General features: G+C 32.8%; 21 protein-coding genes and 2 tRNA genes. 15 read left to right on the forward strand and 8 right to left on the reverse strand.

From position 1 onward, the window contains the following. Positions 1-605: 605 nt before the first annotated feature. From C1X07_RS13575 to C1X07_RS13585, 3 genes are read left to right on the forward strand one after another with little or no spacing between them, the layout of a single operon-like run. Positions 606-2,027: a hypothetical protein gene (locus C1X07_RS13575; protein ID WP_103070569.1), complete on the forward strand. Its 1,422-nt coding sequence runs from the start codon at positions 606-608 to the stop codon at positions 2,025-2,027. A gap of 52 nt (positions 2,028-2,079) precedes the next feature. Beyond that, positions 2,080-2,658: a hypothetical protein gene (locus C1X07_RS13580; RefSeq protein WP_103070570.1), complete on the forward strand. Its 579-nt coding sequence runs from the start codon at positions 2,080-2,082 to the stop codon at positions 2,656-2,658. Continuing rightward, entirely contained in the window at positions 2,655-3,146 is a 492-nt protein-coding gene (locus C1X07_RS13585; RefSeq protein ID WP_103070571.1) for a hypothetical protein, read from the forward strand. The genes C1X07_RS13580 and C1X07_RS13585 overlap by 4 nt, the downstream gene beginning before the upstream one ends. Before the next feature lie 92 nt (positions 3,147-3,238). On the opposite strand, the gene C1X07_RS13590 is transcribed toward C1X07_RS13585, so the two are convergent. Beyond that, a tRNA-Ser gene (locus C1X07_RS13590) sits at positions 3,239-3,323 on the reverse strand. Between the two features lie 174 nt (positions 3,324-3,497). Here C1X07_RS13590 and C1X07_RS13595 point away from each other — a divergent pair. Then, the gene (locus tag C1X07_RS13595) at positions 3,498-4,556 is read left to right on the forward strand and encodes a M28 family metallopeptidase (protein WP_103070572.1); all 1,059 of its coding nucleotides are present in this window, start codon (positions 3,498-3,500) and stop codon (positions 4,554-4,556) included. Positions 4,557-4,888: 332 nt separating this feature from the next. Here C1X07_RS13595 and C1X07_RS13600 read toward each other — a convergent pair. From C1X07_RS13600 to C1X07_RS13615, 4 genes are all read right to left on the reverse strand, one after another. Further along, a tRNA-His gene (locus C1X07_RS13600) sits at positions 4,889-4,965 on the reverse strand. Between the two features lie 59 nt (positions 4,966-5,024). Continuing rightward, entirely contained in the window at positions 5,025-5,741 is a 717-nt protein-coding gene (gene bshB1, locus C1X07_RS13605; protein ID WP_103070573.1) for a bacillithiol biosynthesis deacetylase BshB1, read from the reverse strand. Between the two features lie 3 nt (positions 5,742-5,744). After that, a complete protein-coding gene (locus C1X07_RS13610) occupies positions 5,745-6,914 on the reverse strand; it encodes a trans-sulfuration enzyme family protein (RefSeq protein WP_103070574.1) in 1,170 nt (389 codons plus the stop codon). Between the two features lie 114 nt (positions 6,915-7,028). Continuing rightward, complete coding sequence (locus C1X07_RS13615; protein ID WP_103070575.1) at positions 7,029-9,263, reverse strand: tetratricopeptide repeat-containing hybrid sensor histidine kinase/response regulator; 2,235 nt, start codon at positions 9,261-9,263, stop codon at positions 7,029-7,031. A 275-nt stretch (positions 9,264-9,538) separates the two neighbouring features. Here C1X07_RS13615 and C1X07_RS13620 point away from each other — a divergent pair, with 275 nt between their 5' ends. The 9 genes from C1X07_RS13620 to ribB all read left to right on the forward strand — a co-directional run bounded on the left by C1X07_RS13620 (position 9,539) and on the right by ribB (position 17,773). Beyond that, the gene (locus C1X07_RS13620; RefSeq protein ID WP_103070576.1) at positions 9,539-10,177 is read left to right on the forward strand and encodes a peroxiredoxin; all 639 of its coding nucleotides are present in this window, start codon (positions 9,539-9,541) and stop codon (positions 10,175-10,177) included. 73 nt (positions 10,178-10,250) lie between these two features. Further along, entirely contained in the window at positions 10,251-10,565 is a 315-nt protein-coding gene (locus C1X07_RS13625; RefSeq protein WP_103070577.1) for a thioredoxin family protein, read from the forward strand. Further along, positions 10,546-10,803 (forward strand): DUF6952 family protein, encoded by a 258-nt coding sequence (locus C1X07_RS13630; RefSeq protein WP_024771126.1) that lies wholly within the window; start codon positions 10,546-10,548, stop codon positions 10,801-10,803. Before C1X07_RS13625 ends, C1X07_RS13630 begins: the two co-directional genes overlap by 20 nt. A 112-nt stretch (positions 10,804-10,915) precedes the next feature. Continuing rightward, the gene (gene tpx, locus C1X07_RS13635) at positions 10,916-11,416 is read left to right on the forward strand and encodes a thiol peroxidase (RefSeq protein WP_103070578.1); all 501 of its coding nucleotides are present in this window, start codon (positions 10,916-10,918) and stop codon (positions 11,414-11,416) included. 6 nt (positions 11,417-11,422) lie between these two features. Continuing rightward, positions 11,423-11,791, forward strand: a complete 369-nt coding sequence (locus C1X07_RS13640; protein WP_103070579.1) for a diacylglycerol kinase — start codon at positions 11,423-11,425, stop codon at positions 11,789-11,791. A gap of 67 nt (positions 11,792-11,858) precedes the next feature. Beyond that, positions 11,859-14,330 carry an FtsK/SpoIIIE family DNA translocase gene (locus C1X07_RS13645; protein ID WP_103070580.1) on the forward strand — a complete coding sequence of 824 codons (2,472 nt, stop codon included), beginning with the start codon at positions 11,859-11,861 and terminating at the stop codon, positions 14,328-14,330. Between the two features lie 59 nt (positions 14,331-14,389). After that, positions 14,390-15,025: a LolA family protein gene (locus C1X07_RS13650; protein WP_103070581.1), complete on the forward strand. Its 636-nt coding sequence runs from the start codon at positions 14,390-14,392 to the stop codon at positions 15,023-15,025. Positions 15,026-15,201: 176 nt separating this feature from the next. Then, positions 15,202-16,575 carry an LptF/LptG family permease gene (locus tag C1X07_RS13655; protein ID WP_241507258.1) on the forward strand — a complete coding sequence of 458 codons (1,374 nt, stop codon included), beginning with the start codon at positions 15,202-15,204 and terminating at the stop codon, positions 16,573-16,575. A gap of 46 nt (positions 16,576-16,621) precedes the next feature. Beyond that, entirely contained in the window at positions 16,622-17,773 is a 1,152-nt protein-coding gene (ribB, locus tag C1X07_RS13660) for a 3,4-dihydroxy-2-butanone-4-phosphate synthase (protein ID WP_103070583.1), read from the forward strand. Positions 17,774-17,788: 15 nt separating this feature from the next. On the opposite strand, the gene C1X07_RS13665 is transcribed toward ribB, so the two are convergent. Both C1X07_RS13665 and C1X07_RS13670 read right to left on the reverse strand, forming a co-directional pair. Beyond that, the gene (locus C1X07_RS13665) at positions 17,789-19,000 is read right to left on the reverse strand and encodes a DegT/DnrJ/EryC1/StrS family aminotransferase (protein WP_103070584.1); all 1,212 of its coding nucleotides are present in this window, start codon (positions 18,998-19,000) and stop codon (positions 17,789-17,791) included. A gap of 143 nt (positions 19,001-19,143) precedes the next feature. Beyond that, on the reverse strand, positions 19,144-19,773 hold the full coding sequence (locus tag C1X07_RS13670) for an NAD(P)H-dependent oxidoreductase (RefSeq protein WP_103070585.1): 630 nt from the start codon (positions 19,771-19,773) through the stop codon (positions 19,144-19,146). Positions 19,774-19,859: 86 nt separating this feature from the next. Between C1X07_RS13670 and C1X07_RS13675 the strand changes: the two genes are divergently transcribed. Continuing rightward, positions 19,860-20,252: an acyl-CoA thioesterase gene (locus C1X07_RS13675; protein WP_103070586.1), complete on the forward strand. Its 393-nt coding sequence runs from the start codon at positions 19,860-19,862 to the stop codon at positions 20,250-20,252. 21 nt (positions 20,253-20,273) lie between these two features. Here C1X07_RS13675 and C1X07_RS13680 read toward each other — a convergent pair whose 3' ends face one another. After that, positions 20,274-20,744 (reverse strand): Lrp/AsnC family transcriptional regulator, encoded by a 471-nt coding sequence (locus C1X07_RS13680; RefSeq protein WP_103070587.1) that lies wholly within the window; start codon positions 20,742-20,744, stop codon positions 20,274-20,276. Positions 20,745-20,859: 115 nt separating this feature from the next. Here C1X07_RS13680 and C1X07_RS13685 point away from each other — a divergent pair, with 115 nt between their 5' ends. Next, positions 20,860-21,870, forward strand: coding sequence for a homoserine dehydrogenase (locus tag C1X07_RS13685; protein ID WP_103070588.1), 1,011 nt, complete (start codon positions 20,860-20,862; stop codon positions 21,868-21,870).

Consider the following 21,870-nt stretch of genomic DNA (forward strand, 5'->3'; position numbering starts at 1 on the left):
GCGATGATAAGTATTTTTGAAGGTCATAATATTGGCATGCAAAATCTCGATACAGTATTCTGTATAGAGATTTTGAGTTTCATTTCTGCAAAGAGCATATTGAGAAACAATACATCTATCTAATTAGGAATAATACAGAGTAAAACACGTTTGCTTTTTTTTTTTTTTTTTGATTCATTCAAGGTGATGGTTTCAAGCACTTTGAATTCATAAGGAGTGAACATTAACTCTGATAGACTTTTTATGTTTTTCACTAAACCTATTACTATTATTGTGCTAACTTTTTTGTAGGGGAATTAAGAGCATTTAGATGGCTATACTGATGTGTTATTCACTTTGTTTTTTATGTCAATTTAATCTAATAGCGGTGAAATTTAGTTAATTCTTTGTAAATTAGTTAATTGTGTTGTTTTTATTGGTGCAATAGCGTGAAATATTTTTGTGTCCACATTTCATTTAACTTTATTAAAGAACGATCTGGTTATCAAGAGAAGCGTGTATTTTTTAAGAATGAGGAGTATAGCTTATAAGGTAAACGAATATGATTGTTTATGGATATTAAGCAAAGAGTTTGATGAAAATTTAACAAGCTAAACCAAAAAAACATGAAAAAAGTTAAAAGTTTGATGGGTATGATAATATTGGCTTTACTGATAATCACATCCTGCAAAAAATCTAAAAAGCAAGAGGTAATCCAAGAACAGAAGGTTGAAACCTATGCAGAAAAACAAACCAATGATCCGTGTTTAGCAGGTTCTGTCTGGTTTACGATTGATTCTACAACCGGAAAGAGAAAGACACCTGCACCAAAAGAAGATAGTACCAGTGTTTTTGGGAATAATAGTACTGTGTCCAATTGCGATTTTCATCAATGGTCTTGGCAAAAATTTCTTTGGCTGACTAATGATGTGGATGGGCGACCTTTATTTATGGAAAATTTGATCCAGGTGGATAATCAAACTGTACCTGTATCTAGTAAAGATAAAAAAATAGTGCTTTCTTCGTCAGATATTCGTCAAGCTACAAACGATATCCTTAGAACAAATAAAGCATTTAGTACAAATGATACTAGTTATGATGTTTATTATTCGATTCATGTTGATAGCACTTTGTATAAAAGTATTCATAAGTACGCTCCAATGGATGAAAGTGAATATGCGGACGTAACATTCCCAATAGGAGCTTTAGAATTAAAAGTTGCATGGGTTGATGTAAGTGCGATTGCAGATACTAGTTCATACTTTGTGACAGACGCTATTGTCGAAGAAAAGGACACCCAAATTGCCTTGTTAGGAATGCATGTTGTAGGTATTGTGTATAATCATCCAGAATTTATTTGGGCTACTTTCGAACATGATGATTTGGCTCCTTATTACGATTGGAAGGCTACTACAACATCAGATATACCGGTTACTTCAAAAACAAACAAATTATTATTTGATAAAGATGCAACAGGTACTATTTTAAACCTTGCAAGTACTGGAGATGTTCATGAAGACCCAAATGCTTTTGCTGTTAATCGATATGGAGTTCCACGTCAAGCAGGAGATGTTTTTATAGAAACTAGTCAAGAAGAACCAGAGAATTATGAGAACATTGATTCTATTAATATTGATGTTCAATCTAAGCTAACAGATATATGGAAAAATTATTTTTATAATGGCTCTATTTGGGTTGATACCGAAGGTTACAGTTATCCAGTAGAACAAGCACAGTTATTAGTAAAATTAGGAAGTACATTGCACGATGTATCTCCTGGGAAATTGGTGAAAGGTTCAACCGGAGCATACAATATTACTATGGAAACGTATGAACAATTAGGGTTTAAGCCACCTGAAGCAATTCTTGATCAGAATGTAGCCAATATAGGGAATTGTTTCCTTTGCCATTCAGCCGGGAAATCAACATTAAGTATTAGCCATATTTTTAACGGAGCTGTTACCAAGGCAAAACAAGGATTTACTCCTAAACAGACAAAACAAAAGCATCTTGATGAAATACAGGTATTCATAAAAAACATGAAATAAGATAAGGCGGTGTTTGAGGTTTTTATTTTGAAAATATACTTATATAAACAATATGTGGTATATAAAGAATATCAAAAGAGATAAGAGGATAATTATTGGAGTAATCAGTGTGATGATTCTGTGTTCGTGTGTTTTTACAAAGAACGGGCTTTTTTCGAGATACAAGAAAAGAAACATTAATCTGACTTCAATTTCTGGTCAAGTTAAAATTGGATATGAAACTGAAAAAGCGATAATCTATTTTGGTAAACAAGATGTTATTTCTTTTACAGAAAGATTACTCATGAATAAAAAATTAGATCCTAGGTTTGATAGGGATATAATTAACGATTTGAAGAATAACCTTGACACTTTAAGAAAAGTAAAAAATGATTTTATAGTTCAACATTGGATGAGTAAACAAAGGGTTTTTAACTTACATGACTATGATTTTGCTGGGTTTATAGATCAATGGGTGTTCAAAGACTTAATTTTAAAGGGCAATTCAGAGGTGATAAATAAAACTTCTAATGAAACCGAGGAAAAGGTTTTTTATCATTACATACGGGACAAACTAGGAAATGAAGAGTGTTATTATTCCTTCAAGAGTGGAGTAGAGTTTCATACACAAGTAATTGCGCTAGGAGAATGAGAAATTACATTCATATTAGAGCTATTACCCGAAATCATACGCCCATAAAACTATTTAATAATCAGATTACTAACTGCAAAATATTCAGAATTTTGTTTCTGGTATTATCATTTAGTATCTCACCTGAAATATTCAGTCAAACTAAATCATTCAATATTCTTAGAGGGATTATCAAAGAAAATGGACATTTGGCAGTAGGAATCTCTATGAATATAGCGGGAACATTAATCCAAACTACATCACAAATAAATGGGGACTTTCAAATCAAAAAAGAAATAGACAAAGATTTGGAATTAATAATAAATCCCTGTTGTACTGACTTCTGCCCATCAAGAATAAAGGTAGAGAAAAATGTGTTTTTTATAGAAATTAATTGTGTGTGCAAAACCTCTCGCCGACACCGTAAATCAAAAGTTATTGTAATAAAGCTATATAAGGACAAAGAAAAAATCAAACAGCGTAAATATAGATATACAGTTTGTAAATAAGAAAAGTTAGTATCAACAAGTTGTTATAGTGCAATTTTTATTCCCTTAAAAAAGAAAACCTCTTGAAGAATCAAGAGGTTTCAAAAATAAAGCGGAGAAAGAGGGATTCGAACCCCCGGAGGTGTGACCCTCAACAGTTTTCAAGACTGCCGCATTCGACCACTCTGCCATTTCTCCAGTGTTTAGTCTCATCAGGTATTCCCTGAATGCGGGTGCAAATATAAAACCTTTTTTCAATCTAAAAAGAAAAAAATGAAAAATATTTTAGACTTATTTTCTTTAGAAAGGTTTTCCTGTAATCATATGGGATGAATTGAGTATATTGTGCATCCTTAAAAATTGTATAATTTCATGAAAAATACCTTACTACTCGTTAGTTCATTTATTATTTGTTGTTGTGGGACTTCACAAAATTCTACAACAAATCAGCCTAAATTAGATTCAAAAGCCAGTGAGAAAACAGAATCTGTTGCCGTTACTTATGCAGAGAGCATCACAGCCCAAGAGTTAAAAGATTATCTATATACTTTTGCAGGAGATGATTTTGAGGGGCGTGATACTGGAGAACCTGGTCAAAAGAAAGCCGCAGAGTATTTAAAAAAACAATACAAAAGAATGGGGATTCCTTCTCCCTTGGGAGAGGATGATTATTATCAGGAAATACCAGAAAGTTATTTTAGAGGAGGGATTAAGTCATCAGAAAACGTATTAGCTTATATTGAAGGTACAGAGAAACCAGATGAAATTGTTGTGATTTCTGCACATTATGACCATGTTGGAGTGGATAATAAAGGAAATGTTTATAACGGTGCCGATGATGATGGTTCGGGTACAGTAAGTATGCTAGAGATTGCCGAGGCATTTACAAAAGCAAAGAAAGATGGAGTAGGTCCTAAAAGGTCTATCTTGTTTTTACATGTTACGGGCGAAGAAAAAGGCTTGTATGGATCTAGATTTTATACAGAGAATCCCGTTTTTCCGCTAGAGAATACAGTAACAGACCTAAATATCGATATGATAGGAAGAATTGATAAAAACCATCAAGAAGAGGATAAAAGTAACTATGTATATTTGATAGGAGCAGATAGGTTAAGTACAGAATTGCATGATATTAGTGAAAAGGTGAATGCAAAGCATACCAAATTGGATTTGGATTATACCTATAACGAAAAGAATGATCCAAACCGATTTTATTTTAGAAGTGACCATTACAATTTTGCTAAGCATAATATTCCGATTATATTTTATTTTAATGGGGTGCATGAAGATTATCATAAACCAACAGATACACCTGATAAGATTGAATATGAATTGATGGCTAAAAGAGCACAATTGGTGTTCTATACAGCTTGGGAAGTTGCTAATAAATTAGAAAGGCTTGTTGTTGATGGTGTTAAAGAAGGAGAGTAACTCTTTTGTAACTGTGTCGGTTTATCTAAATTAGACTAAATTTTTTAATAACTTATATTAAGTCCATAAAGCTAGTTTTATGGACTTTTTTTTAATACATGGATAATAGGATTTAGCGAGTTTTTTTTGGGTGTTAGAAAGCTTTAAAAAGGTATATAGCTGGTTTACTTTAGATCAAGACTTAATCTTTATAGGTGACTTTGCGAAACATTTTTAAAATAGCCGCTTAAAGCATTTTATATACAAGTTGAATTCATAATATATTTACTTTTTAAGAGTGGGACACGTATAAAAACAAAAAAGCCCTTATTTCTAAGGGCTTTTTAGAATTTTGGGGTGGAAGACGGGATTCGAACCCGCGACCCTTGGTACCACAAACCAATGCTCTAACCAGCTGAGCTACAACCACCATTTTAATTCGGGTGCAAAAATAAGGCATTTATACCTTTCTACAAACTTTTTTTTCAATTAAATTAAATTAAAAATGGAATCGACTGCTACATAGCGTTCTACAGTAAAGCCTTCGGCATAGGGTACACCAATTATTCTACCTAAATCTGCAGCACGATACTTTATGCTATCCGAAAAATTTTTACTAGAGATAGGGGTAGAAGGTTCTGTACTATTGGCATCATAGAACTGTGAAGCATATGCCATTACACTTTCCATCTTTTTATCAATATGGGAGCTGATATCTACTACAAAATCAGGTTCTATATTTACCCATTGAATATAGTGATAGACATGCTTAGGTCTCCATGGTTCCTGAATCTCTCCATCAACATAGGTTTCAATTTTTCTTAAGCCTGATAGAAAACAGGAATCACTAGCTAGTTTACTACCTTTGCCATGGTCTATATGTCGATCGGTAATCGCATTACAGAGCACTACTTCAGGTCTGTACTTTCTTAATACTTTAATGATCTCTAATTGATGTTCTTGATCATTTATAAAAAAGCCATCTTTAAAGCCAAGATTTTCTCTAATCGAAATACCCAAAATGTCTGCAGCTTTTTTTGCTTCCTGGTCTCTAATCTCTGGAGTTCCTCTAGTTCCAAGTTCTCCTCGGGTAAGGTCAAGGATTCCTACTTTTTTTCCGTTACTTATTTCTTTAGCGATGGTGCCAGAGCAACTTAATTCTATATCATCTGGATGAGCTCCTACAGCTAGAATGTCTAACTTCATATATTAATGTTCTAATTCTGGAATTTTGATTTTTTCTATGGCTTGAAGAATATCTTGCATAAGATCTTCTTTCTCTTCTATACCCACACTAAATCGTATTAAACTGTCTTTTATACCTTGTAATTCTCGTTCTTCTGGTGTAAGTAAGGCGTGAGATGTTAACGAAGGAGTAAGCATTGTACTTTCTACTCCGGCAAGACTCATAGAGTTTTTTATTAATTGTAATTCTTTCTGAAATTTACTCGCATCCAATCCTTCTCTAAGTTCAAAGGATAGCATACCGCCATAACCTTTCATTTGTTCTTTTGCTAGTTCATGATCAGGATGAGATTTTAGACCGGGGTAGTATACGGTAGAAATATCCTCATGTTTTTCTAGCCACTTGGCAAGTTTTCTGGCATTCTTATTTTGTTGTTTTACTCTAATTCCGAGAGTTTTAATACTTCTTTCGAGCATCCATACTGTAAAATCGCTTAAACTACCTCCTAGGTTCTTGGCTACCTGAAAAATTTGATCAATATTTTTTTCGGAAGCGATTACTGCTCCAGCAAGAATGTCACTATGTCCTCCAAGATATTTGGTGGCAGAGTGCAAAACAATGTCTATTCCTAGAGATATAGGGTTTTGATTTACAGGAGAAGCAAAAGTATTATCTATCATAGTAGTAATACCTTTTTCTTTTGCTAGTGCAGCAACGGCTCTAATATCTGTGATTGTGAGTAGTGGATTTGATGGAGTTTCTATATAGATTACTTTGGTATTGGGTTTAATCTTTTGTTCAAAACTTTCTTTGGTAGGAGAATCTACAAAAGAATATTCTATACCGTGTTTATCAAACTCTTCATTAACCAAATTGATTGTTCCTCCATAAAGTAAGCGCTGTAGAATAATATGATCTCCTTTTTGTAAAAAAGAGAACAAAGTAGTGCTTATGGCTGCCATACCACTGCCAAAAATCAAGGAAGCTTCTCCTTTTTCGAGCTTTGCAATCTTTTTGCTTAATGCTTCTTGATTTGGGGTATTAAAGTATCTGGGGTAGCGTTTTATATCCACACCTTCAAAAGCATAAGAAGTAGCCATGTATATTGGTGATATCGCTCCTTTAAACTGTTCATCTTTTATTTCACCAAGATGAGTACAGATGGTATTAAAACCCATGTTTTTTGTATCCATAATAAATGTGGGTAAATCTTAAAGTTTAGCCTCTAAATTAAGATATTCCAGATAAACCAAATAAGATTTAACAATTAAATAAAAGGATAGAATAGATTTTTTTTACTAAACGATCTAGATCATTTTTACTTTTGAGATATTTCTCATAATCGTTTGGAAGAATTGTTGCGTGTCATAAGGTTTGATTATAACATCATTCATACCTACGGATAGAGCTTGGTTTCTTATTTCCCCTTCTTCAACAGCTGTTAAGGCTATAATTGGGATACTAGGGTTAAAAGTTCTGATTACTTTAGTCGCTTCAAGACCATTCATTTCAGGCATATTGATATCCATTAATACTAAATCAAACTTTTCGTTTTTGATCATTTCTATGGCATCCATACCGTTATTCGCTATGCTACAAGTATATCCCTTTTTCTTAAGAATATTTTGAGTAACGATTTGATTTATTTTATTATCGTCGACAATAAGAACATTAAAATTGCTCGTGCCAATACTTACATTTTCTCCGGTTTTTAACGAAATCTCCCGTTCTTTAATTGCTTTTTCGTAAGAAAGATCAAAATAAAACTCTGAGCCTTTATTTTCTTTACTTCGAATATAAATTTCACTATCATGTAAATGAATCAACTTTTTAACAATTGCTAATCCAAGACCAGTACCTTCATACTCTTGATTTTCATTTTTTACCTGCGCAAAATTATCAAAGATAATCTGTTGCTTGCTTTTGGGGATTCCTATACCATCATCTCTTACAATAAAGCGTAAGACATAGCTGTCGTCTTTGGTGTCAATGCATTGAACGTTAACCCAGATGTTTCCGTCCTTGGTGAACTTGAGTGCATTACCAATTAGATTTATTAATATTTGTGAAAGCCTTACCGAGTCACCTAGTAAGGTAGTATTTATCTTTTTATCGATATTTATATGAACAGAATTATTGTTGCTTTTCTGTTTGGTATGAAGAGAATTAACAATTCCTTCTATTAGCGTCTTTATATCAAAAGATACTTTTTCTAATTTAACTTCGTTCGTTTCTATTTTGCTTAATTGTAGTACATCATTAATTAATGCCAATAGGTAATCCCCAGAAAACTTTAAAGACTCTAAGTATTCATTCGTTTTCTTTTTATCAGGATCTTCCATTAATAATGATGTAAGTCCTATTACTCCATACAATGGAGTTCTAAGTTCGTGACTTACAGTTGAAATAAATTGAGATTTTAATGTAGATACCTGTTCCGCAGTTTCCTTAGCACTAATCAATTCTTTGTTTTTGTCAATTAAATCATTGTTAAGCCTCTTCTTTTGGATATTATTTTTATACGAGCTAATTAAGAAGGCCAAAGAAATAAGTATTAAGATAACGCCTAGAATGATACTAATTCTCCATTTTAGAACTTCAGATTCACTTTCCTTTTTTTCTGATTCAGCCTTTTTTGCTCTCTTTTCTAAAATATCAACTTCGTATTTAATATTTTCACGACGTAATTCTTTTAATTTCTTATAGTCTTTAGCTTTTAAAATATTTTGAAATTGTCTTTTCTGATAATTATATGCTTTTTGAAAATCATCTTGCTTGCGGTATAGTTCAGACTTGGTTTCATATGAAGACGCTAATTCTTCGTAATATGTAGAAATAAGCTCATCATTGTTTTCTTTGTTTTTTGTTTCACCAAGTGCATACGATATTGCTTTATCTGTATATTCTTCGGCTTTTTCAAATCTACGAACACTTAGGAAATACTTTCCTAAAAGCCCATTTAATTTAGTTTTGACAAGGTTTGAAGATTTTTCATGAATTAGTTTTCTTGCAGGTGCCAAATATTCATAAGAACTATCAAAATCATTTCTAGAAATATAGTATTGCCCCAGATTTAATAAAGGTCTTATCATTCTGGAAGTGTCCTTAAGCTTTATAGCATACTCATAGGATTTTTTGTAATACCCAACACCTTTTTTTCGAGTTAGATTGTGTTTAGTATAAACTCGGGCAAGGTTATTATAGAGGTCTGTTTCTAAAACCTTACTATTCGAACTTTGGGCATATACCAAAGCTCTTCTATAATTACTTCTCGCTTTGTTGTCATCTTCACTAGTTTCGTAGTTTTTTGCTATAATATTATAGATGTAACCGAGACTTTTGTCATCGTTGTTATACTGCGCATTTTGAAGCGCTGCTTTGGCTATTTCTAATGATTGCTCGTACTTGTATTCTTCCTGTAACTTTTCAGCTTTTTCAATGTAACTTTGAATACTGTCTGAAATTAAAGAAGATTGAGATTGTACAACTTGAGTAAAACCTATTAAAAATAAGATGATTATATGTTGAATATAGTTTTTCAACGCTCAATATTTCTTGAATGTTTTCATGGACGAAAATACAAAAATAGATTAAACACATTGCAATTCACCGTAAAAAAAGTGCTATTTATCCATAATTTTTGTAGGTAATAAGGTGTTTTTGTAGGAATTTGTTGATTTTATAAGAAAAGAGGCAATGATTAGAAAAAACTATTTAGATATAAATAATTAAAATTATGTAGCAGTAATTGTTCTCGAAGTAGGCGTATATTTGTGCTCGAAATAATTAATCAATTATAAATTTTAAAAATTAAAATATGGCTTTTGTAGGCAAAAAATTTCCAAATCTAGATGTTGATGCAATGAACGATATGGGTGATACTTTTAAACTAAATGTTTTAGAAGAAGCCAAAAATAAAAACAAAAAAGTATTACTTTTTTGGTATCCTAAAGACTTTACTTTTGTTTGTCCAACAGAGTTACACGCTTTTCAAGAAGCATTAGGGGAATTCGAAAAAAGAAATACTATTGTAATTGGCGCTTCTTGTGATACTGCAGAGGTTCATTTTGCATGGTTAAATACTTCTAAAGATAATGGGGGAATTGAAGGAGTAACTTACCCAATTCTTGCCGATTCTAATCGTAATCTTTCTAGTACTTTAGGAATTCTTGATATTGTTAATGAAACATTTAATGAAGAAACTGGAGTAGTAACGGTAGAAGGAGATAATGTAACATATAGAGCAACATACCTTATCGATGAAGAAGGTACTGTTTTTCATGAAGGTATAAACCATATGCCGGTAGGTAGAAATGTAGCAGAGTTTTTGAGATTGATCGATGCTTATGCTCACGTACAGAAAAATGGAGAAGTATGCCCAGCAAATTGGGAAGAAGGAAAAGAAGCTATGAATGCCGATAGAGAAGGAGTAGCTTCTTATTTAGCAGCACACTAATAAATAGTTTTAATGAAATTTCTCCAGAGTAATTTCTTTGGAGAAATTTTATCATAATTTTAATTTAGATATTATGTTACAAGAATTGGCAGAAGATAATCTTTCAGGTCTTATACAAGACAATGATACTGTGGTAGTTCAATATTCTGCTTCCTGGTGTGGAAACTGTAGAATTATGAAGCCAAAGTTCAAAAAACTAGCCTCACAAAATGATAATACAGTATTTGTAATTGTAGATGCAGAAAAATATCCAGAATCAAGAAAACTGGCTACGGTAGATAACCTGCCTACGTTTGCTACTTTTAAAAGCGGGTCTTTTGTGAATCAGGTTCAAACTAATAAATTTGATGTACTTAAAGAGTTAGTAGATGAAGTTACCAGTAATTAAACACCTTACAGGTTTTATAGAAGAAAATGATGAAGACTTTATTGTCGAAACCATCGAAACTTTAGAGGCTTTAACAGAGGTGCCATCATTAAAAGATGAAGAATTAGATGTTATAGGAGAGCTAATTTCTAATATGTATGGGGCTTTAGAGGTCGATAAAATGATTAAAGAGGGTACTCCAAAAAAAGAAGCTTTAAACAGTTTTATGAAAAGAGTACTAGGGTCAATAGATACTTGAAAATAAAAAAACCTTCTAAAAACAAAGAAGGTTTTTTTATTTTCAAAATCTTTATGAGAATTATAATATAATCTTATTAATTTTAGAGCACAAAAAATAACAATCATTTATTATGGCTTCAATAACATTAAAAGGAAACGAAATTCATACTAACGGGAGTTTACCAGAAGTAGGACAAAATGCTCCGGATTTTGAATTGGTAAACACCGATTTATCTACAACAAAATTATCGGATTACAAAGGGACAAGAGTTGTGTTAAATGTTTTTCCTTCTGTAGATACAGGAATCTGTGCTGCTTCAGTAAGAGCATTTAATAAGGAAGCGAGCAGTTTATCTAACACCAAAGTTTTATGTATCTCTCATGATCTACCATTTGCCCAAGACCGTTTTTGTGGAGCAGAAGGATTAGAAAATGTAGTTAATCATTCTGATTTTAGAACAGGAGATTTCGGTAAAGATTATGGATTAGAGATTGTAGATGGACCACTACAAGGGTTGCATTCTAGAGCTGTCATTGTTCTTGATGAGGAAGGAACAATAATGTATACCGAACAAGTTCCGGAAATTGTACAAGAACCAGATTATTCTGCAGCACTTAAAACATTATCCTAAAATATAATGGGTAGCGCATCAAAATTTTTTATTGGCAGGCTACGAGGTTGCGGCTATGCTTTTAAAGGGGCTTTGTTATTGATAAAAACAGAGCCCAGTATACAAGTACAACTTGGAATTGCTATTCTAATGACAATTCTAGGCTTCTATTTTAATATTACTACGGTTGAATGGATTTTGCAGATTTTTGCTATTGGGTTGGTAATGAGTATAGAAGGCTTGAATACAACAATAGAAGCAATAGCAGATTTTATACATCCTGATTTTCATAATAAAATTGGTGTGATAAAAGATATAGCGGCGGGAGCAGTATTTATAGCTGCGATTACTGCTATAATTATAGGGTTACTTATTTATATACCTTATTTCTTTTAGAAAATTTTTTAGCCATTTTTACGTTCCAATATAGATATTTGTATTTTTGCGATAAGACACCCAAAAAATGGCCAAAAAAAAGGTAAGTACAAAAAGGAAAACAACAGCAAAACCTAAAACATCATTAAAAGAAAAATTTACACTGTCAAGACAACAAAAAGTTGTTTTTGGTTGTTTTTTATTCTTTTTGGGTATAGGGCTGTTTTTTGCTTTTATCTCATTTTTCTTCAACTGGAAAATTGATCAAAGTGAAGTATCTCAGTTTTATAATAGAACATCATCTCCAAAAAACTGGTTGAGTAAATTTGGTGCGACAGTAAGCCATTTCTTTATTTTTAAAGGATTTGGAATATCAGCCCTGTTTATTCCTGTATTAACATCTTTAACAGGTGTATACATGTTTTTTGATTTAAACAAAAAAAGATTAGTGGGGTTTTGGTTTTGGGGAATATTAGTGATGCTGTGGGTATGTGTTGTTTTAGGATTTGTAGAAAAAGAAGGTGGATTGCTAGCAGGTGTAGTTGGATATGAAATCAATGATTTTTTAAGAGATTATATAGGCTTTATAGGTACCGTTTTGGTTCTTGCTTTCTTTGCAATTGTTTATATAGTGGTACGTTTAAGGTATACTCCAGAGAAAATATCTGATTCTTTTAAAAGTACTAACAATGTTAAAGTAAAGGAGAATAAAGTTACCTCAGAGACCAATAGGAGTCCTGCAATGTCAGACTCTATATTTGATAGCTCTGAGTCTTCTGTCAAAGAAAATATAAAAGTAAACACCACAGGTATTAATAAACCAGAAGAGAAAAAAGATATTCTTAAAAAAGATAATACTATAGGTGAGATTACATTAACTCCTACCATCAATGATGGGTATAATGAAGCAAAAAATGAGAAAATAGACACTTCAGAAAAAATAGTTATAAAATCCGAAGATGATCCCGAGGATATTGCAATGGAGGTTGAGGCAACTGTTGAAGAAGAAGAAGTCGAAAATTTAAGCGCCAAACTTGTAAAAGATTTTGGAGAATTTGATCCTAAACTAGAATTAGGTAATTATAAATTTCCGGCAATTAGCCTTCTAAAAGATTATACCGCTCAGACAAAAGGAATTACTATTGATCAAGGGGAATTAGAAGAAAATAAAAATCGTATTGTAGAGACTCTCAAGAACTATAAAATTGAAATCGCTCAAATAAAAGCTACGGTAGGTCCTACGGTTACACTCTACGAAATCGTTCCCGAAGCAGGAATACGTATTTCAAAGATTAAAAACCTAGAAGATGATATTGCGTTGTCATTGGCGGCCTTGGGGATTCGTATTATTGCCCCTATACCAGGAAAAGGAACAATAGGGATAGAAGTGCCTAATAAGAATGCAACAATTGTTTCTATGAGATCTGCGATTGCATCGTCTAAATTTCAGAATGCAGAGATGGAGCTACCTTTATCGCTAGGTAAAACTATTTCTAACGAAACTTTTGTAGTTGATCTTGCAAAAATGCCGCACCTTCTTATGGCGGGAGCTACTGGTCAAGGAAAATCGGTTGGACTTAATGCTATATTAACTTCTTTGTTGTATAAGAAACATCCCGCAGAAGTAAAATTTGTTCTGGTGGATCCCAAAAAAGTTGAGCTTACTCTATTTAATAAAATCGAACGACATTATTTGGCTAAATTACCAGATACAGAAGAAGCGATAATTACAGATAATACGAAGGTAATAAATACCTTAAATTCTTTGTGTATTGAGATGGATACTCGTTATGATCTACTTAAGCTTGCGATGGTCAGAAATATAAAAGAGTATAATGCAAAATTTAAGGCTAGAAAGCTAAATCCAGAGAATGGACATAAGTTCTTACCGTATATAGTTTTAGTGGTTGATGAGTTTGCGGATCTTATTATGACCGCTGGTAAAGAGGTAGAAACACCCATTGCAAGATTAGCGCAATTAGCTCGTGCTATTGGGATACATTTAATTATAGCCACACAAAGACCATCTGTAAATGTAATTACGGGTATGATCAAAGCTAATTTCCCCGCCAGGATCGCATTTAGAGTAACCTCTAAAATAGATTCTCGTACGATTTTGGATTCTGGGGGAGCAGATCAATTAATAGGTAGAGGAGATATGTTGTATACTCAAGGAAACGATGTGGTAAGGATACAATGTGCTTTTGTTGATACTCCCGAAGTCGAAAGAATCACAGAATATATTGGTGGTCAAAAAGCATATCCAGATGCACATTTATTGCCAGAATATATCGGCGAAGAAAGTGGCACAAGTCTTGATATAGATAAAAAAGATAGAGATAAGCTTTTTGCAGAAGCTGCAGAAGTAATTGTAACGGCACAGCAAGGATCAGCATCTTTATTGCAAAGAAAATTGAAACTAGGATATAATCGGGCTGGTAGATTAATAGATCAGTTAGAAGCAGCAGGAGTTGTAGGTCCTTTTGAAGGTAGTAAAGCAAGACAGGTTTTGGTACCTGATTTAGTTTCACTCAAGCAACTATTAGATAGTGAGTTGTAAACTGTCTTATGATAATGATAATTAATAAATTAAGTAATTAAAGAAGAAATAATATTAAGATGATAAAAAGAATAATACTTCTACTATTTGTACTATGTGTAACTACTATACAGGCGCAAAGTGCAAAAGGGCTTTTGGATGAAGTTTCTACAAAGGTTAAAAACTATAATAACATTGCAATAAGCTTTAAGTACGCTATTAATAATCCAGCAGAGAGTGTTTCTCAGGAAACCAGAGGAGATGTAACATTAAAAGGAAATAAATATGTCCTTAATTTAATGGGTACAGAACGAATGTATGATGGTAAAAAATTACACGTCATTATCCCTGAAGATGAGGAAATTAATATTTCTACTCAAAATGAAGGTGATGATGAAGGAATTACTCCTTCAAAAATGCTAACTTTTTATGAAGAAGGGTACTCCTATAAAATGGATATTGTTCAGAATGTAAAAGGAAGGAAAATTCAATATGTGAAATTGACTCCAATTGATTCTAAAAGTGATTTGAAAGAAATATTACTTGGTATTGATAAGCAAACAAAACATATTTACAAACTGATTCAGAAACAGAATAATGGTACTAATATTACTATTACAGTGAATAGTTTTAAGACAAACCAACCGCTTTCTGAAACCTTGTTTGTATTTGACAAGTCAAAATATGAAAATTACTACATCAATCGTCTAGATTGATTATAAAAGTTAAAATATTTCAAAATTTGAATAAAGAACGTGTGTAATTTTACACTCGTTCTTTAGTTTTTAATTAATACTTTTGATTACTAGAAAATAGACAACGTGTGAAGATTCTTGATAGATATATATTAACAACTTTTGTAAAAACATTTTTTCCGCTTTTTATAATAATAATGTTTATCCTTTTATTACAAACAATCTGGTTATTTATTTCAGAATTAGCAGGGAAGGATCTAGATTTTTCAGTAATCCTAAAGTTTCTAACTTTTGCAACGCCCAGGTTAATACCTATGGTTTTGCCTTTAACGATTTTGCTAACTTCAATAATGATTTTTGGAAACTTTGCCGAAAACTATGAATTTGCAGCTATGAAATCTTCCGGAATATCATTGCAAAGAGCAATGAGAACTCTTGCGGTTTTTATTTTTTTCGTAGGTATCGGAGCATTTTTATTTTCAAATACAGTGATTCCATCATCAGAAAAACGCTTTATTAATCTTCGCAAAAATATAGTTAAGGTAAAACCAGCTATGGTTATTACTCCAAATCAGTTTAACGATCTGGGAGATATAAATATCAAAGTAGCTGAAAAGTACGGAGATAATGATGAGTTTCTTAGGGATATTATCATTCACAAAAAGGGAGCTAGACCTGGTAATTTCACTGTTATTAAAGCTATTGACGGGAAATTAGAGGGGAATGTTAATTCTGATTTGGTTACCTTAATTCTCAATGACGGTAATTATTATGATGAAATCCAACAGAAATCTCCTAAAAAAAGAAAAAAACTACCCTTTGCCAAAACACATTTTGAGAAATATGTTCTTAATATAGATTTATCATCTTTGGATAATGTAGATATGGATGCCCAACAGTATAGCAGAGGATATAATATGCTTAATGTTAACGGACTCAAGGATGAGATAGATACATTGTCTAATCAAGTTAATGATGATATGAAAAACATGAGGTTTGAGATAGATAGAAGAATAGGGTTTGAAGGGTTAAATAAAAATATAAAGATAGATACTATCCAGAAAATAGGTAAGGACTCTTTGGTGGTTACCGAGTACTTTGATTTGGCAAAAAAAGTACAAATTTATCAAATCGCCTCTTCTAATGTAGATGCGGTAATAAGAAAACTAACGACAACAGAAAAAAATCTAACCTTTAAGAAAAGAGCTCTTAATAAGTATGAGATGTCGTTACATGATAAGTACGCTTTAGGAATCTCCTGTATTTTATTATTTTTTGTTGGAGCACCGTTAGGAGCAATCATACGCAAAGGTGGCTTAGGTTTACCAATAGTTATCGGCGTAGTATTGTTTTTGACATATCATTTTATAGGTATTTTTGCGAAAAATGGGGCAGAAGAAGGAGGGATTCCTCCATTTGTCGGATCATGGCTTTCTACAGCTATCATATTCCCATTGAGTATATTTTTAACCTATAGAGCAACTACAGACCAAGGGATCTTTAATTTGGATTCATTTATTCAACCTTTGAAGAAATTATTTGTAAAACGATCTTCTAAATCTAAAAAATAGATTTCTTTTTAAATATCTTTGCCAGTAACAATTTAAGCGTATAATTATGTCACAAATTACCCAATCTAAAAATAAAATCAAACTGAATACCATTCAGGAAGCCATTGAAGATATTCGGCAAGGAAAGGTAATTATTGTGGTGGATGATGAAGATCGTGAAAACGAAGGAGATTTTATTGCGGCTGCAGAGAAGGTAACTCCAGAAATGATTAATTTTATGGCTACTCATGGTCGAGGATTAATTTGCGCGCCGCTTACAATTGATCGTTGTGAGGAGCTAAACTTGGATATGATGGTTCAAAACAATACAGTTTTGCATGAAACCCAGTTTACCGTTTCTGTAGATTTAATTGGTCACGGGTGTACGACAGGAATATCTGTTCATGATAGAGCCAAAACTATAAAGGCTTTGGTTCAGGAAGATACCAAACCTCATGATTTAGGACGACCAGGACATATTTTTCCGCTTAGAGCAAAAAATGGAGGAGTGTTAAGACGAACTGGGCATACAGAGGCTGCTGTTGACCTAGCAAGGCTTGCAGGATTAAAACCAGCTGGTATTTTGGTGGAGATATTAAATGAAGATGGTACAATGGCACGTTTACCTCAATTAGTAGAGGTAGCAAAGAAATTTGATCTTAAGTTGATTTCAATAGAAGATTTGGTAGCTTATCGTATGCAACACGATTCTCTAATCGAGAAAAAAGAAGATTTTGATATTGCTACCCGTTTTGGAAATTATAGGCTTAGAGCATATAAACAAACTACAAATAATCAGATCCATATTGCCTTGACTTTAGGTACCTGGAACGAAAATGAGCCCGTACTAACCAGAATTAACTCCACATTATTTAACAATGATATTTTAGGTACTTTGACTAATAATGCGGATAAGCGTTTGGATGCTATGTTTAAACGTATTAATACAGAAGGTAAAGGAGCCATAATCTTTGTTAATCAAGAGAGCCAATCTCTTAATCTTTTGGGGCGTTTGAGTGCGTTAAAAGAGATCCAAAAAGGAAAAGAAGTTGTAAAAGCACCTAAGATTATCATGGACACCAAGGATTTTGGTATTGGTGCCCAGATTTTGCATGATATTAATATCCATAAATTACGACTAGTTTCTAACTCAGAGCAACAAAAACGTGTTGGAATGATCGGATACGGGCTAGAAATTGTCGAATATGTTAGATATTAATAATCAATAGCTTTTTTATAGCACACTTTTACTTTTTGTTAAGACACTTTTGATTGCTTCAACCATTTTTGAAGCTCTTTCAGTTACCTCTTCTTCAGTCCAATTAAGTTTGATTAGACAAGAGATAGTACGACCCATCCATACATCACTAGGATCAAAAGATCTATTGTTTTGTTGGAGACCTGTTTGTATTTCTTGTGAAAGTTTACTTAAGGATTTCTGTGCTATCAGATGATCCCATTTTTTGTAATAATGCCAATTGTTATCATACCAATAAAAGCAAGCATCTACACCATGGGCTCCCAAAGCCTTATGCGTATTTCGGGCTAAATCCTCAGTAGGCAAGAATATAGATAAGAAAGCATAACTTTCTATTCCTGTATCTGGTACTTTTCTAAAAGTAACTTCAGGAATATTAGACAAAGCATTGCGAAGAATAGAGTAATTTTTTTCTTGAATTGCTAGTACATCATCTAGTTTTCTTAACTGCGCAATTCCAACTGCAGCATGTAGCTCTGATAATCTATAATTATATCCTAAAAAAGGATGTGTTTCTGCTCCACGATCTGACCCAATATGGTCATGCCCGTGATCTTGGTATTTGTGAGCACGATCAGCATAGATCTCAGAATTAGTAATTATTCCTCCACCTTCACCACAAGTAACAGTCTTTACATAATCAAAAGAAAAACAGCCAAGGTCACCATAGCTTCCTAGTGGTTTTCCTGCATAGGTAGCTCCAATAGCCTGGCAAGCATCCTCTAATAAAACAAGATTATGTGTATCACAGATGTTTTTTAATGCACTTAGGTCAGCCATTGATCCACACATATGTACAGGCATAACTGCTTTTGTTTTGTCCGTAATACATTCTTTAACAGCTCTGGGATCTAAAGTAAGAGTGTCATCGATATCACATAAAATCGGAATAGCACCAACAGATAATATAGCTTCAAAACTAGCTACAAAAGTAAATGTAGGCATAATTACTTCATCTCCAGATCCAATGCCAGCAGAGGCTAAAGCAACTGTTAAGGCAGCTGTACCGCTAGATACCACTTGTGCATACTTGGATTGCATTCTATCTGCCAAATCTCTCTCTAATTCTAATGCTTTGTGATGACCTTTTCTCATAGGATCAAATCCATAACGCATTAAAACTCCATTGTCCAAAACATCTTGAACTTCTTTTTGTTCTTCGGCTCCAAATAACTCAAATCCTGGCATAACTATAGTGTTAGGTTAGTAATCTTCTTAGGCAAAAATACCGAAAAGAGTTCTGACTTTATAACCGATGATTTAGAATTTTTAAGAATATTTTGATGCTCGGTAGGCTTCACAGAGCTTACTATGTTTTATTAGTTTAAAATTTAGATTGTTATAATGGTATCAGAAATAGAACGTCTTACCTTTTTGAACTCAGAAAACATATCGTCATTAGCTCTGTAACCAACAGGAAGTACCAAAATTGATTTTAATCCTAAATCACTAAGCTTAAGGATTTCATCATATTTTTCAGGAATAAATCCTTCCATAGGACAAGCGTCTATTTCTTCAATTGCACAGACAGTCAGTAGATTACCCATAGCTAAATATGCTTGTTTGGCAGCCCAGTTGGATACTTCTTCAGATGATTTATTGGAGAAAGAATTGACAAGTTGTTCTTTAAAAGGATTCAATATTTCTTCGGGAGTATTTCTTGTGGTTTTTATATTATCAAAGTGTTTTTCAATATAATCTTCTCCTATTGTCATTTCAGTACAGAAGACCAAGACATGGGAGGCATCTGCAACTTGTTGTTGATTCCAGGAATGTTGGGTAAGTTCATTTTGTAATTTTTTGTCTTTTATGACAATTAGCTTTAGAGGTTGCAAACCATAGGAAGTTGCCGTAAGATTAAATGCTTCTGTGAGTGTATTTATTTTTTCTTTCGGAAGTATTTTTTCAGAGTCAAACTTTTTAGTGGCATATCGCCAACGTAAACTTTCTATAATATCCATTGATTTCTTTTATTTGTGACAAAGATAATACGATAACATTTACCTTTGACAGGTAAAAAGATAAGAAAAAACTATACTACGATTGTATGAATACTATAGAGGAATTAATTAAAAAATCAGAAACCAAGATATTTAAGGCTGTATTTCCAAATACAACAAATCATTATGGCACCTTGTTTGGAGGAACTGCCCTGCAACTTATGGATGAAGTTTCCTTTATATGCGCAACCCGTTTTAGTAGAAAAAAAGTAGTAACGATTTCTACGGATAAAATTGATTTTGGGAAACCTATACCCGAGGGTACAATAATTGAACTTATAGCAAAAGTTACTGAGGTCGGAAGAACTAGTTGTATTGTAAAAGTAGATATCTATAAGGAAGATATGTATTGCGATGATCGAGAAATTGCAGTCTCAGGGCATTTTAAATTTGTAGCGATTGATAATGATAAAAATCCAATTCCTATAGTTGACCAATAGTACTTTTTGGGCTAACTGTTTTTAACTTCCAGATTCAAAAATAGAAAGATTGCATACGCATTCATCATAAAAAATCATAGCCGTTTCTATATGGTCTATGTAACTAAAGTTTGCTAATTTATCAAGAATAAAAGATCTAAGATCATCAGAATCTTTTACTCCAATGTGAATCATAAAGTCAGTATCTCCTGCCATATGATAAAACTTAATAACTCCCTTAAGGGTTCGTATTCTTTTGATAAAAGAATTTATAATTTCTCTTTCATGTTTTTTTAAACGTACAGCTACTATTACTTGTACATTGATTCCTAGTTTTTTTAAATTAAGATCAGCATTAAAAGCTTTAAAAAACCCTTCTCTAGTTAATCTTTTTAATCGTTCATGACAAGTAGAGGGGGCAATATCTAGCTCTGCAGCTACCTCTTTATTTGAAAGCCGAGCATTATTTTGTAATAAGTTCAAAATCTGAATATCCTTCTGGTCTAACTTCATATTTACTATCTATTTAGAATTTATTTCGTTTTTACTAAAATTTAATATGAATATAATTCATATAATTTGTGAATATAGTGAATTTTGTTCGTGAACTATAAAATTAAATTCAAAAATGAATATAGGTATAATAGGGCTAGGTACCGTAAGTAGAGGTTTTTTGGAAATTCTGGAACAAAAAACTGATTGGATTACTCAAAAATTTGGAAGTGATATCAAGGTCGTAGCTGTCAAAGATATTGCAAGAGGAAACATATATAATCCCCAGGGGATAAATATTAGTGAACTTTTAGATAAACTAAATAATGGGGAAAAGATAAGTGATACTTCATTAAATGAAGGAGACACTCTTTCTGAAATAGATAGTATAGACCTTATTGTAGAGGCAACATATAGTGATTATGTAACAGGAGATCCTGCATATACTTTTGTCAAAGATGCTCTTACAAAGCGTAAACATGTGGTTACTACAAATAAAGGACCGGTTGCATTGCATTATACAGAGCTAAATAAGTTAGCAAATGATAATCAGGTGATGCTACGATATGAAGGCACTGTATTAAGTGGTACTCCTACATTTTCATTAATTGAAGAATGCCTTGCCGGAGATGATATCGTAAGTATACGAGGAATTCTTAATGGTACAAGTAATTATATACTATCAAAAATGTCTCAGGGAGACTCTTTTGAAAACGCGTTAGGAGTTGCTCAGGAAAAAGGATATGCAGAAGCAGACCCTACTAATGATGTTAAGGGATATGATGCAAGAGGAAAAGTAGCTATACTGTCTCATAAAGTTTTTGGTGTTGATCTGGGATTAGATAACATACCTACTGAAGGTATAGATACTATTTCTAAAGAACAGCTTGATACTGCAAAAAAAGAAGGGAAAAATATTCGCCTTGTAGGTAGCTTAACAAAAACTGGAAAAGCTATAGAAGCAAGAGTACGGCCAGAAGCTTTGGATAACAAAGATGCACTATCAAATATTGGAGGTGTTACTAATGCAATAGAAGTCTCTACGGCATATTTAGGAAAACTTATGGTTACAGGACCAGGAGCTGGTAAGCTTGAAACTGGTTACTCTGTATTCTCAGATGTATTGTATATAATTAAAAATAGTTGA

Source organism: Aquimarina sediminis, assembly GCF_002895435.1.
Classification (GTDB): domain Bacteria; phylum Bacteroidota; class Bacteroidia; order Flavobacteriales; family Flavobacteriaceae; genus Aquimarina; species Aquimarina sediminis.

Coding starts and splice junctions, on each gene's coding strand:
- C1X07_RS13675 (WP_103070586.1), top strand. CDS start 19,860: ATGAATACTATAGAGGAATTAATTAAAAAATCAGAAACCAAGATATTT.
- tpx (WP_103070578.1), top strand. CDS start 10,916: ATGGCTTCAATAACATTAAAAGGAAACGAAATTCATACTAACGGGAGT.
- C1X07_RS13650 (WP_103070581.1), top strand. CDS start 14,390: ATGATAAAAAGAATAATACTTCTACTATTTGTACTATGTGTAACTACT.
- C1X07_RS13620 (WP_103070576.1), top strand. CDS start 9,539: ATGGCTTTTGTAGGCAAAAAATTTCCAAATCTAGATGTTGATGCAATG.
- ribB (WP_103070583.1), top strand. CDS start 16,622: ATGTCACAAATTACCCAATCTAAAAATAAAATCAAACTGAATACCATT.
- C1X07_RS13685 (WP_103070588.1), top strand. CDS start 20,860: ATGAATATAGGTATAATAGGGCTAGGTACCGTAAGTAGAGGTTTTTTG.
- C1X07_RS13610 (WP_103070574.1), bottom strand. CDS start 6,914: ATGGATACAAAAAACATGGGTTTTAATACCATCTGTACTCATCTTGGT.
- C1X07_RS13575 (WP_103070569.1), top strand. CDS start 606: ATGAAAAAAGTTAAAAGTTTGATGGGTATGATAATATTGGCTTTACTG.
- C1X07_RS13665 (WP_103070584.1), bottom strand. CDS start 19,000: ATGCCAGGATTTGAGTTATTTGGAGCCGAAGAACAAAAAGAAGTTCAA.
- C1X07_RS13640 (WP_103070579.1), top strand. CDS start 11,423: ATGGGTAGCGCATCAAAATTTTTTATTGGCAGGCTACGAGGTTGCGGC.
- C1X07_RS13655 (WP_241507258.1), top strand. CDS start 15,202: ATGTTTATCCTTTTATTACAAACAATCTGGTTATTTATTTCAGAATTA.
- C1X07_RS13625 (WP_103070577.1), top strand. CDS start 10,251: ATGTTACAAGAATTGGCAGAAGATAATCTTTCAGGTCTTATACAAGAC.
- C1X07_RS13645 (WP_103070580.1), top strand. CDS start 11,859: ATGGCCAAAAAAAAGGTAAGTACAAAAAGGAAAACAACAGCAAAACCT.
- C1X07_RS13680 (WP_103070587.1), bottom strand. CDS start 20,744: ATGAAGTTAGACCAGAAGGATATTCAGATTTTGAACTTATTACAAAAT.
- bshB1 (WP_103070573.1), bottom strand. CDS start 5,741: ATGAAGTTAGACATTCTAGCTGTAGGAGCTCATCCAGATGATATAGAA.
- C1X07_RS13580 (WP_103070570.1), top strand. CDS start 2,080: ATGTGGTATATAAAGAATATCAAAAGAGATAAGAGGATAATTATTGGA.
- C1X07_RS13585 (WP_103070571.1), top strand. CDS start 2,655: ATGAGAAATTACATTCATATTAGAGCTATTACCCGAAATCATACGCCC.
- C1X07_RS13630 (WP_024771126.1), top strand. CDS start 10,546: ATGAAGTTACCAGTAATTAAACACCTTACAGGTTTTATAGAAGAAAAT.
- C1X07_RS13670 (WP_103070585.1), bottom strand. CDS start 19,773: ATGGATATTATAGAAAGTTTACGTTGGCGATATGCCACTAAAAAGTTT.
- C1X07_RS13595 (WP_103070572.1), top strand. CDS start 3,498: ATGAAAAATACCTTACTACTCGTTAGTTCATTTATTATTTGTTGTTGT.